Raw genomic sequence first — 13,438 nt, 5'->3', positions numbered from 1 at the left:
CTGACTCAGTTATGCTTCATTATGCACACAGTTACGCGCTAAATAAAAAAAGGCGCTTCCAGGAGCGCCTTTTTTCACCGCTGTCCGTTATTTCGTCACGTCAGCGCCAAACCATTTCTCGGACAGCGCCTTCAGGCTGCCATCTTTCTGCATGTCTGCAATCGCGCCATCTACCGCTTTCAGCAGGTCGTCGTTGCCTTTACGCAGCGCAACGCCAGCTTCCTGACGAGAGAAGGCTTCGCCGGTTACCGCCAGCGTATTGTTGGTTTTCTTCACCAGATCCAACGCCGCCAGACGGTCTACCAGAATGGCGTCAATACGGCCTACACGCAGATCCTGGTATTTGGTGGGATCGTCATCATAGGTACGGACGTCCACGCCCTGGACATTCTGACGCAGCCACTCTTCATAGTTAGTGCCCAGTCCGACGCCCACTTTCTTGCCTTTCAGATCCGCCGCGGTTTTAATCACGCCTTCGTTACCCTTCTTCACCAGCGCCTGCACGCCGGAGACGGTATATGGGGTGGAGAAATCGTATTTCTTCTTACGTTCGTCAGAGATAGTGACCTGGTTAATCACCACGTCGATACGCTTGGAGTCCAGCGAGGCCAGCATACCGTCCCACTTGGTCGGTTTGAGATCGGCCTTCACGCCAAGATGTTTCGCCAGTTCGTTAGCGAATTCCACTTCAAACCCGGTCAGCTTGCCGTCATCCCCCTGGAAACTAAAGGGAGGGTAGGTGCCTTCGAGGCCCACGCGTAGAGTGCCGCGCTCTTTAATCTGATTGAGCAGGTTTTCCGCCGCAAAAGTTTTCACGCTGACGCCAGCCATCAAAACAACGGCCATCGCGCCCATCATCGCCTGACGACCCAGAAGTGCTAATTTCATAGATACCCCGAAGGTTAGGATTTTCCTGTAGTGTAAGGCGCTTAACGCCCTGACACCAACATCGTTACGCTACATCTTATGCAAATTTATTATATATGATCCGCTTTAGGGTATAGCGAAAATCAGGGCTTTCCTCACCCTTTTTGCTGGATATCTCCCATACTGCAAAGGTCAGCCTGTTGACGTCTGGAGCATGGAAGATGAAAAACCCCACCTTATTGCAATGTTTTCACTGGTACTACCCCACCGGCGGCGAGCTGTGGCCTGAGGTCGAAGCGCTGGCGCCCAGCCTGAATGAAATCGGCATCAATATGGTCTGGTTGCCACCCGCCTACAAAGGCGCCTCGGGCGGTTACTCCGTCGGCTATGATACCTACGATCTCTTTGACCTCGGCGAGTTTGATCAAAAAGGGTCTGTCGCCACCAAATATGGCGACAAAGCGCAGTTGCTGGCGGCGATCAACGCCCTGAAGGAGCACAATATCGCCGTGCTGCTGGATGTGGTGGTAAACCATAAAATGGGCGCTGATGAAAAAGAGGCTCTGCGCGTTCAGCGCGTCGATGAGCAGGATCGTACGCAAATTGACGAGGAGATCATTGAGTGCGAGGCATGGACGCGCTACACCTTCCCGGTGCGCGCCGGACAGTATTCGCAGTTTGTCTGGGACTACAAATGTTTTAGCGGCATTGACCACATCGAGAACCCGACGGAAGACGGTGTGTTTAAAATCGTCAACGATTACACCGGCGAAGGCTGGAATGAACAGGTCGATGATGAGCTCGGCAACTTTGACTATCTGATGGGCGCCAATATCGATTTCCGCAATCATGCAGTGACCGAGGAGATCAAATACTGGGCGCGCTGGGTAATGGAGCAGACCGGCTGCGACGGTTTTCGTCTTGACGCGGTCAAGCATATCCCCGCCTGGTTTTATAAAGCGTGGATCGAGCATGTTCAGGAGGTGGCCCCGCAGCCGCTGTTTATTGTAGCGGAATACTGGTCCCATGAAGTGGAGAAGCTCCAGCAGTATATCGACCTGGTCGAGGGCAAAACGATGCTGTTTGATGCCCCACTGCAGATGAAATTTCATGAAGCGTCGCGCCAGGGCCGCGATTATGACATGAGCCAGATTTTCAGCGGGACGCTGGTCGAAGCCGACCCTTTCCATGCCGTCACTCTGGTCACCAATCATGATACGCAGCCGCTGCAGGCCCTCGAGGCGCCGGTTGAACCCTGGTTCAAGCCCCTCGCCTATGCGCTGATCCTGCTGCGGGAGAATGGCGTGCCCTCGGTCTTTTATGCCGATCTCTTCGGCGCTTCCTATGAGGATACCGGCGGCGACGGAGAGACCTATGCCATTGAGATGCCCGTTATCGAACAACTCCACGAGCTGATCGACGCCCGTCAGCGTTTTGCCCATGGCGTGCAAACCCTTTGGTTCGATCATCCTAACTGCATCGCCTTTAGTCGTAGCGGTACTGACGACGATCCAGGCTGCGTGGTGATCATGTCCAATGGCGATGAGGGCGAAAAGGCGCTGACGCTGGGCGAAAACTATGGCAACAAACGCTGGCGGGATTTTCTCGGTAACCGGGAAGAGATTGTCGAAACCGATGGCGAAGGCTGCGCGACCTTTACTTGTAACGGGGGGAGCGTTAGCGTGTGGGTGTTAGAGGAGGTGCTGTAGTTCCCTGACGCCGGGCGGGCCAGCTATGGCCCGCCAAAATCTCAGCGCGTGGAGGCCGGCGCGCTGACGGGCCCCGTCGCTCGCGCTTTGGCCCACGCCTTCTCGCACTCCGGAGTCAGACGTTCAACACGGGACAACGTCATCCGATCGTAGGAGATTGTGTTGCCCTCGCGCTCGACAGGATAGATGTCCAGGGAAGCGGTCACGTTGTAGATCTCACTGTCACGATTCATCAGTTTCCCCGGCTGCGCAATCACGCGCTGCCACTGGCGGCAGTCGAAGGTGTCCCCTTCTTTGGTGACAATCAGGCTGGCAATGGCGTCAGGACTCATCATCGCGCTCTGCGGCCCTTTCGTTTGCCAGAAACCTGCAAGGCCAGCCGGCGCCGGCGCTTTAACGACGTCCTCATAACGATCAACCTGTACGCAACCGGCCAGCGCCACCACCATGCCAGCAAAAAATAACTTTTTCATCATTCATCCCACAAGCCGATAAAAAAGTATTGTGGCATTAAAGCGTTAAGCCTTCCACCCCCACCGCAAAGGGATAAGCGAGCAAGCCAGCAACCGCTAACGTGGGTTTCATTTGAAGTAAGGAAATTCTGAAAGTAAAAGAATACTGGGCGCGTAACCATAGCATCTATGGGCACTTTTTGTTTTTAATTCGGTCACACTACCGGTTCTTGACTTTACTTTAAGAGTTTTCCTGGCAAATTATATGCATAGATGCGGAATAGTTTAATGGAGCTAATGGGTTCTTTCTAAACCTACTATTATTATCGCCCGCAAGGACTGCTTCGCACAGCCAGTGCGAAGTGTATATCGTTACGTGTTGATTGAGGATGGGTCATGTCAACGATGATTATGGATTTGTGCAGCTATACCCGGTTGGGATTGACGGGATATCTGACCAGTCGGGGAATTAAAAAACAGGAAATCGTTGAGGTCAACAATGCTGCGGATCTGCAGAAACACTGTACGTCGTGTTGCCCGGCGGTGGTGTTTCTGAATGAAGACTGTTTCGTGCATGATGATGAAAGTAATGGCATTATTCGCCAGATCATTACGCAAAACCCGGCGACGCTGTTTGTTATCTTTATGTCGCTGGCGAACATCCATTTTGACCGCTATTTGCGGGTACGGAAGAATCTGCTAATCAGTTCAAAATCGATAACCCCAAAAGACCTTGATGTTATTCTGGTTAATTATCTTAAATACAAAAACACCAGTGTAGGGCAGTTAACTTTACCGACATTGTCACTGAGTAAAACAGAATCAAATATGCTGCAAATGTGGATGGCCGGGCATGGTACTTCGCAAATCTCAACGCAAATGAACATCAAAGCGAAGACGGTATCGTCGCATAAAGGCAATATTAAAAAGAAAATACAAACGCATAATAAGCAGGTGATTTATCATATCGTTCGGCTGACCGAAAACATCACCTCCGGTATTCAGGTAAATATGCGCTGAAACAAACTGGCGGCGCTCCCGCCAGTTCAGTTTTACGAGACCTCTTTTTCCACGAAAATCCCATCCGGGTGGCCTATTTCATTAAAAAACCAGATCCCCAGAGGATAGTCTTCCAGTGAAACCAGATACATCGTTCCTTCACTAAACGACTCAATCGCCAGCACTACCCCCGATCGACGTGGGCCACCGTCGGTCTTCACCGTGACACGATCGTTCACCTGCATAATCATCTCCTCTATATTTTCAGCCAGTGTAGAACAAAACCACGCAACTCGCAGCGTCGCGGCACGTGACTGGCGCTTTTTTAGACCGGCTATACTTAGAGAGGCTTGAGCAACGCTCAGCGAGGGGGTAATGATGAAGCACCAATTAACAGGCCAGACCGGGGACGACCTTGACGTCAACGTAGATGCCCTGCTGGCGGCGATTAATGAGATCAGCGAAAGCGAAGTCCATCGCACGCTGGACGACCCGCAGCGCGCCAGCATTGATGGCCGCGGGTCACATACCTGGCGTGAGCTGGCGGAGGCATTCGAACTCGATATTCACGATTTCAGCGCCAGTGAAGCCAACCGTTAGCGGCAGGCGAAAAAAATCCCGACTCGCAGGAGTCGGGATCAAACTTGCTAATGCAAGAAGCACTTGAAAATTCGTTACACCGGGAAATCCGATGCGTTGAAACATTATCCTCAATTATTTTGCATGACAAGAGATATTCATTACGCAAAATATTGAGAATGTTGGCGCTTGATGACTTATCGGGCTGCAAGGCTGATGTGAGAAGGCTTAGCCGCAAACCGGTTTCATTCGATAGCGCGATCGCCTGCGATCACTTTAAGATAATTCTCATTTTGCCAATCGGCATCGAAACGTTTTACTCACGCTGCGCTGCGAAAACAGACCTGGTTACGCCCATTTTGCTTGGCCAGATAGAGTCGCCCATCGGCCACCGACTGCAGCGCTTCAAACTGATACTCCCCCCGCTCTTCGCTGGCGCTCACCCCTAACGAGGCGCTAACCCGCAGCGTCACGTTGTTATGCAAAAAGACTTCCCGTCCCTGGATACGCTGGCGCAATCGCTCCGCCACCGCCGCCGCTTCCTGCAGGGTGGTATTCGGCATCACGATACAAAACTCTTCTCCGCCCACTCTGCCCAGCAGATCGCCCTGCCGAACCGCGCTGGACAGCGTACTGGCCACCATCGACAGCACCCTGTCCCCCGCCTGATGACCATAGCGATCGTTGATGTGCTTAAAATGATCCAGATCGAGCTGGATCACCGCCAGCGGCCGTCCGCTGCGCTGGCAGTCGCTGGCTACCGCCATCGCCTGTTCAAACAGCGCCCCGCGATTGAGCAGGCGGGTCAAGGCATCATGCCATGCCTGCCACTCCAGAGAGGTTTGCAGAACGCTCATGTTGCGGACCATGCGGCGGATCACCAGCCAGGAGAGCAACAGCATCAAGGTGAAGAGGACCCACATCAGGGTCAGGGCGATGGTGATGGTGCCAAAGTTCCCGCGGACGCCTTCCCGCAGAGTGTGGATCCGCAGCAGCACGCCGTCAAAATTGCGCAGTTTGGCCCAGCTGATATAGCGCGTCAGCAGACGCAGCCCTCCCTGGTTATCATGGACAAACGCGCGGCTCAGCAGCTCCTGCTCGCGCGGCGACAGCAGGGTCAGGACATTCCCCGGCGCGGAAGAAGCCAGCAGGTTCAAATGGCTATCATAAAGTTGGTACTCTCCCTCTTGTCCCCCCTGCATGGCGCTAACCAAAAACGCTTTGATTTCACTGACTGAGAAATCCATCGCCAGCACGCCGCGCCAGTAACCGGCAAAATCCAACGGTATCGAAGCGGTGACCACCTGCTCTTCCAGCTGCGGGTCATCGTCAGGATAGGTTTGCCAGATAACGCCTCGCCCCGGATTATTTCGCTGGGTCTGGCGGGTAAACCACGGAGCGCTGAGGGCTTGGGAATAGTGCGTTATCACCTGCGACTCATCCCGCAGCGGCAGGGTCGAGGTAAAAAAGCCGCTACGAGAGATATACTGCATCCGCTCGGCGAAATCGCGATCGTGCTGCGTCAGATTTAGCAGATAGCCCAACTCGAGCGTCGCCATTAGTTCATCAGCCGCCAGCGGATCGTCCACCAGCAGGATAGGGTTGTCGCCAGCGACGCTGCCCGAGATGCCAAACACCGGCAGCGTACGCCGGTTCGGTAGCGCCACCCGCCAGGCCTGCTGATGGCGCTGGCTCAGATAGCGTTGGCTGGCCTTACGCAATACATCGATATCAAGCGGCTGTTCGAGCGCCGCCTGCATCCCATGGCGAAAAAACATCATTCTATCGATATTGAACTGCAACAGCCCATCCATTTCATGAGCGACGTTAGCCAGATTGTTACGCTGGTTGGCCACGTAGGCCTCTTCCAGGACATTGATTTCACGCCAGATCAGCAGCGTGGAGAAAAACAGCACTGCGATAAAACAAGCGTTAACCACATGCGCCGGGCGAGCCAGGTGGTAGCACTTTTTTAACTTCAACCGCAGTGGCTTATCCATCTTTCTCTCGCAGTACGTTGCGCAAACCTCGCGGCGTCAGCGCCCCGGTCTCTGTCGATACCCGGGGCGTTTTAGGGTAGAACACGCGGCGCCGTTACGCTGCGTTTCGCCATGCTACTTTCCAGCGCCACGCAGGCTGCTCACCGCCTTAACGCCCGCCAGCACCACCGCGCCGATGATAAAACCCAGCACCAGGTTGGCGACGACCGGCAGCGTGGAGGCCATCACCCCACCCAACCCCGCGCTCCAGTGCTCGATGGCATGATGCAGCGGCGCAATACCGTGAACGACAATCCCCCCGCCGACGAGGAACATGGCCAGCGTCCCGACGATAGACAACACCTTCATCAGGCGGGGAGCGACGGCCAGGAGCCCTTTACCCAGCCACTGCGCCAGCGCACTACGTTTTTCCGCCAGCCAGTAACCCATGTCGTCCAGCTTGACGATCACCCCCACCAGGCCATACACCCCGATAGTAACCAGAATCGCAATCCCCGAGAGAATAAGGATCTGGTTAAGCAGCGGAGCTTCCGCCACGATGCCGAGGGTAATGGCGACAATTTCCGCGGACAAAATAAAATCGGTGCGAATCGCGCCTTTTACTTTGTCACGCTCAAAGGCCAGCGGATCGCGCTCCGCCAGCGCGGCGAGACGCTGCTGCCGCCGTTCAGGATCCTCTTTGTGTTTCCGCGCTTCCAAACTGTGCAGTACCTTCTCCACCCCTTCGAAACAGAGAAACGCGCCGCCCAGCATCAACAATGGCGTAATCGCCCAGGGGATGAAGGCGCTGATCAACAAAGCCAGTGGCACGAGGATCACTTTGTTAACGAACGACCCTTTCGCCACTCCCCAGACCACGGGCAACTCGCGATTCGCCCGCACGCCGGTAACCTGTTGGGCATTGAGAGACAAATCGTCGCCCAGCACCCCCGCCGTTTTTTTCGCCGCTACCTTGCCCATCACGGAAATATCGTCCAGCAGCGTGGCGATATCATCAAGTAATGTTAAAAGACTACTTCCTGCCAAAATGATTTTCCTTCTCTTTTCATCAATGTCTCCCTCGAGTATGCGTTAAAAAACGGCCGGTGCCCAAGGTACAATTAGTCAATATAAATTTAACAACCTGACGCAAATTAACCACTCGCCAGCACGATAGTTTTCACGTTTACTATATGTCCCCTTTCTATCTCTGCACCGTCGTGAGGAAGTATGTCTACCCGTCAGCTTTTACCGCTCATCGGGGCGCTGTTTGCGCTGTATATCATCTGGGGCTCTACCTATTTCGCTATCGCCGTCGGGGTCGCCAGCTGGCCGCCGCTAATGATGGCCGGCATTCGTTTTCTCGCTGCCGGAGTGCTGTTGCTGGGGTGGCTGCTGGCCACCGGCCATAAGCTACCGGCGCGTCGTCCGCTGCTTAACGCTGCGCTGATCGGCGTGTTGCTGCTTGCGGTTGGCAACGGCTTCGTGACGCTGGCTGAACATCAGCACGTCCCCTCCGGCATCGCGGCGGTGATGGTCGCCACCGTACCGCTGTTCACCTTATGCTTCAGCCGCTTTTTCGGCATCGCCACCCGTAAACTGGAGTGGCTGGGCATTGCCATTGGCCTTGCGGGTATCGTGATGCTCAACAGCGGAGGCAACCTGAACGGCAACCCCTGGGGCGCACTGCTGATCCTGATTGGTTCCCTAAGCTGGGCCTTCGGCTCGGTTTACGGTTCGCGAATCGTACTGCCGACCGGCATGATGGCGGGGGCAATCGAGATGCTCGCCGCCGGGATCGTCCTGCTGGCGGCCTCATGGCTGAGCGGTGAAACCTTAACCCGCGTCCCTTCCTGGTCCGGGATGGCCGCCCTGGCCTATCTGGCCATCTTTGGCTCGCTGATCGCCATTAACGCCTACATGTTTTTAATCCGCAATGTCACCCCGGCGGTCGCCACCAGCTACGCCTATGTTAATCCGGTGGTCGCGGTGCTCCTCGGTACTGGGTTCGGCGGCGAGAGCCTGTCGCTCATTGAGTGGCTGGCGCTGGCGGTGATTATTTTCGCCGTAGTGCTGGTGACGCTGGGGAAATATCTCTTCCCCGTCCGCAGCGAGGCTACTCCTTGTAAGGCGTCGAAGTAGTCGTCAGTTCGCGGATCCCCTGCGTATCGATCTGCGCGTCGTGTCCGGCGCCGCAGATCCACTCTTCCAGACGCTCGGTGAGCGCCGCATCACTCAGCCTAAGGCGCCCGCGCAGGGCGCATTCCCAGATGATAAGCACCCGCCAGCCCTGCTCAGCCAGCTGTTGCCGGTCGCGGGCGTCGCGCGCCACGTTACCGGCGATTTTGTCCAGCCAGAATGCCGTGCGGGTGGCCGGCACCTTAAACAGATAGCAGTCATGGTGATGCCAGAAACAGCCGTGAGTAAAGATAACGCAACGGTAGTCGGGTAAAGTGAAATCGGGACGTCCCGGCAGCGCGCGATCCTGGGCGACAAAGGTGAATCCCGCCCCGGTCAGCAGCGCCGCTATCCGCTTTTCGATCGCCGTATCGCGCGTGGCGATCGCCCGCATATTTTTACTGCGCGTCGCTTTATCGTGAACATCCGCCATCATTATCATCCGCTTCACGGCGCGCCACCGCCTGAGCGATGCGCGGCGCCAGGAGTTTCGCCACCGCGGCGAAGACCGGAACCACCACCGAGTTGCCAAACTGACGATAGGCCTGCGTATCCGATACCGGGATGCGAAAACGCGCCCCCTGCGGGGATTCAAAGCCCATCAGCCGGGCGCATTCGCGCGGCGTCAACCGGCGAGGGCGCCGCTGTTGATTCAGCGGATCGTCAAAATGCTTCTCACCGAGCGGCAGGTCCCAGCCGCGATCGACGAGAATTTCGGCACCATCTTTATAGTAGCGGGCAGAAAGCGTCCGGGCCACGCTGTGGGGATTGGCGGGGTCAACCAGGCCATAACCAAAGCCATTGCCCCGCGCCTGATGCTTGCGGGCATAACGATAAAGATATTTCCACAGCACCGGCGTAAGAATAAATTTCGCATCGACCGTCGGCTCCAGCAGCTCGCCAAATGTTGGCCGCACCGCCGGGTACTGCGCCGCGATGTCGCGCAGCGTAAATCCAGCATGCAGCTGCAGATCGCGACGGAAACCCACCAGCACGATGCGCTCCCGGTGCTGAGGCAAGAAATGGCGCCCGTCAATCACCTTCGGGTCATCCGGCCCGGTATGCCCCGCGTCAGCTACTTCATATCCCAGCTCATCCAGCGTCTGCATGATGATACGGAAAGTGCGCCCCTGATCGTGGCTTTTGAGGTTTTTGACATTCTCCAGCACAAAAATCGCTGGCTGACGAGCCGCGATAATTCTCACCACGTCAAAAAACAGCGTTCCCTGGGTTTCGCAGGCAAAGCCATGCGCACGGCCCATCGCATTTTTCTTAGAGACGCCGGCAAGCGAGAAAGGCTGGCAGGGGAAGCCAGCCAGCAGCACATCATGCTGAGGGATAGATTCGCGAATATGCCGCGCCGCCTCCTCGTCGCTAACGTCAGAGCGTTGGCTGAGGGTAATATCGCGGATATCTTCATTAAAACGGTGCTGCTGCGGATCACAGTACCAGTTGGCCTTATAGGTGCGTACCGCGTGCTTGTTCCACTCGCTGGTGAAAACGCACTGCCCGCCGATGGCTTCAAAACCACTGCGGATCCCGCCAATACCGGCAAACAGATCGATAAAACGGAACCCATAGTGCGGATGATGGGCCGGCGGCGAAGGCAGGAGCGTCGCCAGATGAGCAACTTCCTGCGGGCGCAAACGCTCCGCCACGCGGCCAAGCGCCACCACGCGCTTGAGGATCGCCGCGCTCCAGTGCTGTTCGCCGACGCTCACCAGTTCGGCAACCAGCGTTTTTACATCGTAGATCGTCATCAGCTGACGCAGCAGCGCCTCAGCGTCTTCCCCGGCCTGTTCAGCCAACGACAACGACCTGTGTTCCTTGCTTAACTTTTGCGGCATATCCTCAACCAACGCGGACGATTTTGGCAGAGAGTACCATAAATCACCGGTCGGTTGACGCCTGCGGTGCAAAGCGGCGCAAAACCGCTTCATCCAGCGCCAGCGGCTCCCCCTGCAGCTCCGCGCTGAGCTTAGCCATAAATTCGACGAGAAAACGGGCATTATGCTGCGCCATCGCTTTCCCCTTGTCAGTTTGCATGGTTTCCGGCAGGCGCAGAAGTTTGCACTGGAAATGGTCGAGGGCATATTTGCGGTCATCCAGCGCCCGCCGATCAGCAAAAGGATCTTCGGCATCAAACAAGATGGTATTCAGGGCGCCGGCGACAGCGAAGACCCTCGCCAGACCAATGGCTCCCAGCGACTCGAGTCGATCGGCATCCTGAACTATTTTCGCCTCCAGCGTGCGCGGTGGGATCGCCGCGCTGAAGCTGTGCGCCTCGATGGCATGGCTGACCGCCGGGTAACGATCCGCAGGAAAATCAGCAAAGGCCGACTGCAGAATGGCGAGGGTTTTCTCGGCGGCCATCATCGAGGATCGACTTCGCTCCGGATGATTTTTTGGCAAGCTGACGATGTCATGAAAATAGCAGGCCGTGAGGAGTACCAGCCGGTCGACTTCCTCCCCCGCGGCCAGCTGAGTGGCGGTCGCCCAGACGCGACGAAAATGGGACAGATCGTGTGCGGCGTCATCCTGCGCATGGTGCGTCAGTATCCAGCGCTCAAATCGTTGCTGCCAGTCAACCAGGTCCATAGGCTTTCCTTTATCTGAGGGTCAGCCTCGAGCATAGCAATTTTAGCGCTGATGATCCTGCTCGCCGCGGGATGGACGCGTATACCAGACGACCGCGCCGAGAATAGAGCCAATGCCGCCGAGGACCAGCATACCCAACAGGGCGCCAAGCCATTTCCCGGCCGTTGTTCCAAAATCACCCTCCACGCTGGCGCCGGGAACGCTGTGAATTTTTCCCACTACCCACCAGTAACGCACAATGACCCAGACACAATATCCGCAAAAAGCATACAACGCCCAGAGCGCAAGTTTCCCTCCCGGGCTGCGTTTTGCCTGCTCTTCCATCTCATTCCTCTCCGTGACACAACAGACTATTGTCACTTAAAACGTGACACGCATCACATTATACCGCTAACCTGCGTCACAGGCAGCAGTTTCATCTTCGTCTTCTGCGCCTTCTCGCGACTTATGCTGCCAATGCGCACAGGCTGAAGAGATGTCCTTATTATCTCCCGTACGCTGAAAGCTATTAATTCCTTAAATATCGCAAGCTGGGTTGATAATCCCCTGGATATTTACATTCACACAAAATAAATTTCCATAATGAATAATGAGCTTGATTGTTATTTGTGCAATTTATTTCATAAAATTAACAACAACCAACCAAAGACATAATAAAGCATTGCTATATAAGAAAATAATGGATTTTGCACAAGCATCAAAATTTAATATAAAGAACCACTTAGAAATATTTTGAAATGTTTAACATTATTTATTTACATATTTTATTTTAAATAAAGATGAACTTAGTCGTTAGTATCGGATCGTCATTCCGGAGGGATTGTCATAATTCATAGAAATTATTATTAAAAGGGAATATATAATGAAAAGAAAAGTACTGGCACTCATGGTTCCGGCATTATTAATGGCTAGCGCCGCTAATGCCGCCGAAATCTATAACAAAAACGGTAATAAACTGGACCTCTACGGGAAAGTTGACGGCCTGCATTACTTCTCTGACGACGCTTCAGAGGACGGCGACCAGACCTATGTTCGCTTTGGTCTGAAAGGCGAAACGCAGATTACTTCCGAGTTAACCGGCTACGGTCAGTGGGAATACAACATTCAGGCGAACACCAGCGAAAAAGAAGGCGCGAATTCCTGGACCCGTCTCGGCTTTGCCGGCCTGAAGTTTGCCGACTGCGGGTCGCTGGACTATGGCCGTAACTACGGCGTGGTCTACGACATTGAATCCTGGACCGATATGCTGCCGGAATTCGGCGGCGATACCTACACCCAGACCGACGTTTACATGACCGGCCGTACTAACGGCGTGGCCACCTACCGTAACAGCGATTTCTTCGGCCTCGTCGACGGCCTGCATTTCGCCCTGCAGTATCAGGGTAATAATGAAAACGCCGGTTCTGGCGAAGGCACTAATAACGGTGGGAAACGTAAGCTGGCGCGGGAAAATGGCGACGGTTTTGGTATCTCCAGCTACTACGATCTCGATATGGGCATCAGCTTCGGGGCAGCGTATTCGTCTTCTGACCGTACCCATAACCAGCTGGCGGCCGCGCGTAGCAGCCAGCGTTATGCCAACGGCGATAAAGCCGATGCCTGGACCGTCGGCGCGAAATATGACGCCAATAACATCTATCTGGCCGCCATGTATGCTGAGACCCGCAACATGACCTTCTATGGCAACGATAGTTTTGGCGGAATTGCCAACAAAACGCAGAACTTCGAAGTGGTCGCGCAGTATCAGTTCGACGACTTTAATTTACCGCTGCGTCCGTCGGTGGCCTATCTGCAGTCGAAGGGTAAAGATCTCTACGCCTATTCTCGCTACGGCGACAAGGATCTGGTCAAGTATGTCGACGTGGGCATGACCTACTACTTCAACAAAAATATGTCCACCTATGTGGATTATAAAATCAACCTGCTGGATGAAGACGACCGCTTCTACAAAAACAGCGGTATCGCGACCGATGATATCGTCGCCCTCGGCCTGGTCTATCAGTTCTGATCCCCGTCAAAGCCCGCGTTCAGCGGGCTTTTTTATGTTCCCGCTCCGTTGAGATCACTCTTTTCGACA

The 13,438-nt window shown here is 54.8% G+C and carries 14 protein-coding genes; 5 read left to right on the top strand and 9 right to left on the bottom strand.

What is annotated here, in order from left to right; translation table 11 throughout:
* Positions 1–87: 87 nt before the first annotated feature.
* Positions 88–888, bottom strand: a complete 801-nt coding sequence (gene tcyJ / locus KB890_RS23740; RefSeq protein ID WP_004141135.1) for a cystine ABC transporter substrate-binding protein — start codon at positions 886–888, stop codon at positions 88–90.
* Positions 889–1,088: 200 nt separating this feature from the next.
* On the opposite strand from tcyJ, the gene amyA reads away from it, so the two are divergent.
* Positions 1,089–2,576: an alpha-amylase gene (gene amyA / locus KB890_RS23735; protein WP_004175398.1), complete on the top strand. Its 1,488-nt coding sequence runs from the start codon at positions 1,089–1,091 to the stop codon at positions 2,574–2,576.
* A gap of 41 nt (positions 2,577–2,617) precedes the next feature.
* Here amyA and yedD read toward each other — a convergent pair whose 3' ends face one another.
* A complete protein-coding gene (gene yedD / locus KB890_RS23730) occupies positions 2,618–3,052 on the bottom strand; it encodes a lipoprotein YedD (RefSeq protein WP_004189223.1) in 435 nt (144 codons plus the stop codon).
* 372 nt (positions 3,053–3,424) lie between these two features.
* On the opposite strand from yedD, the gene rcsA reads away from it, so the two are divergent.
* Positions 3,425–4,048, top strand: a complete 624-nt coding sequence (gene rcsA / locus KB890_RS23725) for a transcriptional regulator RcsA (RefSeq protein ID WP_004180447.1) — start codon at positions 3,425–3,427, stop codon at positions 4,046–4,048.
* A 32-nt stretch (positions 4,049–4,080) separates the two neighbouring features.
* Here the strand turns inward: rcsA and dsrB are convergent, their stop codons facing one another.
* Positions 4,081–4,272 carry a protein DsrB gene (gene dsrB, locus KB890_RS23720; RefSeq protein ID WP_002911586.1) on the bottom strand — a complete coding sequence of 64 codons (192 nt, stop codon included), beginning with the start codon at positions 4,270–4,272 and terminating at the stop codon, positions 4,081–4,083.
* A gap of 133 nt (positions 4,273–4,405) precedes the next feature.
* On the opposite strand from dsrB, the gene KB890_RS23715 reads away from it, so the two are divergent.
* Positions 4,406–4,627 carry a YodD family protein gene (locus tag KB890_RS23715; RefSeq protein ID WP_002911589.1) on the top strand — a complete coding sequence of 74 codons (222 nt, stop codon included), beginning with the start codon at positions 4,406–4,408 and terminating at the stop codon, positions 4,625–4,627.
* Positions 4,628–4,926: 299 nt separating this feature from the next.
* Here KB890_RS23715 and dgcQ read toward each other — a convergent pair whose 3' ends face one another.
* The gene (dgcQ, locus tag KB890_RS23710; protein ID WP_004180448.1) at positions 4,927–6,606 is read right to left on the bottom strand and encodes a cellulose biosynthesis regulator diguanylate cyclase DgcQ; all 1,680 of its coding nucleotides are present in this window, start codon (positions 6,604–6,606) and stop codon (positions 4,927–4,929) included.
* Positions 6,607–6,720: 114 nt separating this feature from the next.
* A complete protein-coding gene (locus KB890_RS23705; protein ID WP_002911591.1) occupies positions 6,721–7,632 on the bottom strand; it encodes a DUF808 domain-containing protein in 912 nt (303 codons plus the stop codon).
* 183 nt (positions 7,633–7,815) lie between these two features.
* On the opposite strand from KB890_RS23705, the gene yedA reads away from it, so the two are divergent.
* Positions 7,816–8,727 carry a drug/metabolite exporter YedA gene (gene yedA, locus KB890_RS23700; protein ID WP_004180449.1) on the top strand — a complete coding sequence of 304 codons (912 nt, stop codon included), beginning with the start codon at positions 7,816–7,818 and terminating at the stop codon, positions 8,725–8,727.
* On the opposite strand, the gene KB890_RS23695 is transcribed toward yedA, so the two are convergent.
* From KB890_RS23695 to drpB, 4 genes are all read right to left on the bottom strand, one after another.
* Positions 8,702–9,196 carry a very short patch repair endonuclease gene (locus tag KB890_RS23695; protein WP_002911592.1) on the bottom strand — a complete coding sequence of 165 codons (495 nt, stop codon included), beginning with the start codon at positions 9,194–9,196 and terminating at the stop codon, positions 8,702–8,704. The two genes, yedA and KB890_RS23695, sit on opposite strands and share 26 nt — an antisense overlap.
* Positions 9,177–10,577, bottom strand: a complete 1,401-nt coding sequence (locus KB890_RS23690; RefSeq protein WP_004180450.1) for a DNA cytosine methyltransferase — start codon at positions 10,575–10,577, stop codon at positions 9,177–9,179. Before KB890_RS23690 ends, KB890_RS23695 begins: the two co-directional genes overlap by 20 nt.
* Positions 10,578–10,653: 76 nt before the next feature.
* Positions 10,654–11,361 (bottom strand): phosphohydrolase, encoded by a 708-nt coding sequence (locus KB890_RS23685; protein ID WP_002911594.1) that lies wholly within the window; start codon positions 11,359–11,361, stop codon positions 10,654–10,656.
* A gap of 42 nt (positions 11,362–11,403) precedes the next feature.
* A complete protein-coding gene (gene drpB, locus KB890_RS23680; protein WP_004151461.1) occupies positions 11,404–11,685 on the bottom strand; it encodes a cell division protein DrpB in 282 nt (93 codons plus the stop codon).
* A 538-nt stretch (positions 11,686–12,223) separates the two neighbouring features.
* Between drpB and ompC the strand changes: the two genes are divergently transcribed.
* A complete protein-coding gene (gene ompC / locus KB890_RS23675) occupies positions 12,224–13,369 on the top strand; it encodes a porin OmpC (RefSeq protein ID WP_002911596.1) in 1,146 nt (381 codons plus the stop codon).
* Positions 13,370–13,438 lie beyond the last annotated feature (69 nt).

This window comes from Klebsiella sp. P1954 (genome assembly GCF_018199955.1).
In the GTDB taxonomy this organism is placed as follows: Bacteria; Pseudomonadota; Gammaproteobacteria; order Enterobacterales; family Enterobacteriaceae; genus Klebsiella; species Klebsiella pneumoniae.
This window is presented reverse-complemented; position numbering and strand designations above follow the sequence as displayed.

Coding starts and splice junctions, on each gene's coding strand:
- drpB (WP_004151461.1), bottom strand. CDS start 11,685: ATGGAAGAGCAGGCAAAACGCAGCCCGGGAGGGAAACTTGCGCTCTGG.
- dgcQ (WP_004180448.1), bottom strand. CDS start 6,606: ATGGATAAGCCACTGCGGTTGAAGTTAAAAAAGTGCTACCACCTGGCT.
- KB890_RS23695 (WP_002911592.1), bottom strand. CDS start 9,196: ATGGCGGATGTTCACGATAAAGCGACGCGCAGTAAAAATATGCGGGCG.
- yedD (WP_004189223.1), bottom strand. CDS start 3,052: ATGATGAAAAAGTTATTTTTTGCTGGCATGGTGGTGGCGCTGGCCGGT.
- dsrB (WP_002911586.1), bottom strand. CDS start 4,272: ATGCAGGTGAACGATCGTGTCACGGTGAAGACCGACGGTGGCCCACGT.
- yedA (WP_004180449.1), top strand. CDS start 7,816: ATGTCTACCCGTCAGCTTTTACCGCTCATCGGGGCGCTGTTTGCGCTG.
- rcsA (WP_004180447.1), top strand. CDS start 3,425: ATGTCAACGATGATTATGGATTTGTGCAGCTATACCCGGTTGGGATTG.
- amyA (WP_004175398.1), top strand. CDS start 1,089: ATGAAAAACCCCACCTTATTGCAATGTTTTCACTGGTACTACCCCACC.
- tcyJ (WP_004141135.1), bottom strand. CDS start 888: ATGAAATTAGCACTTCTGGGTCGTCAGGCGATGATGGGCGCGATGGCC.
- KB890_RS23715 (WP_002911589.1), top strand. CDS start 4,406: ATGAAGCACCAATTAACAGGCCAGACCGGGGACGACCTTGACGTCAAC.
- ompC (WP_002911596.1), top strand. CDS start 12,224: ATGAAAAGAAAAGTACTGGCACTCATGGTTCCGGCATTATTAATGGCT.
- KB890_RS23685 (WP_002911594.1), bottom strand. CDS start 11,361: ATGGACCTGGTTGACTGGCAGCAACGATTTGAGCGCTGGATACTGACG.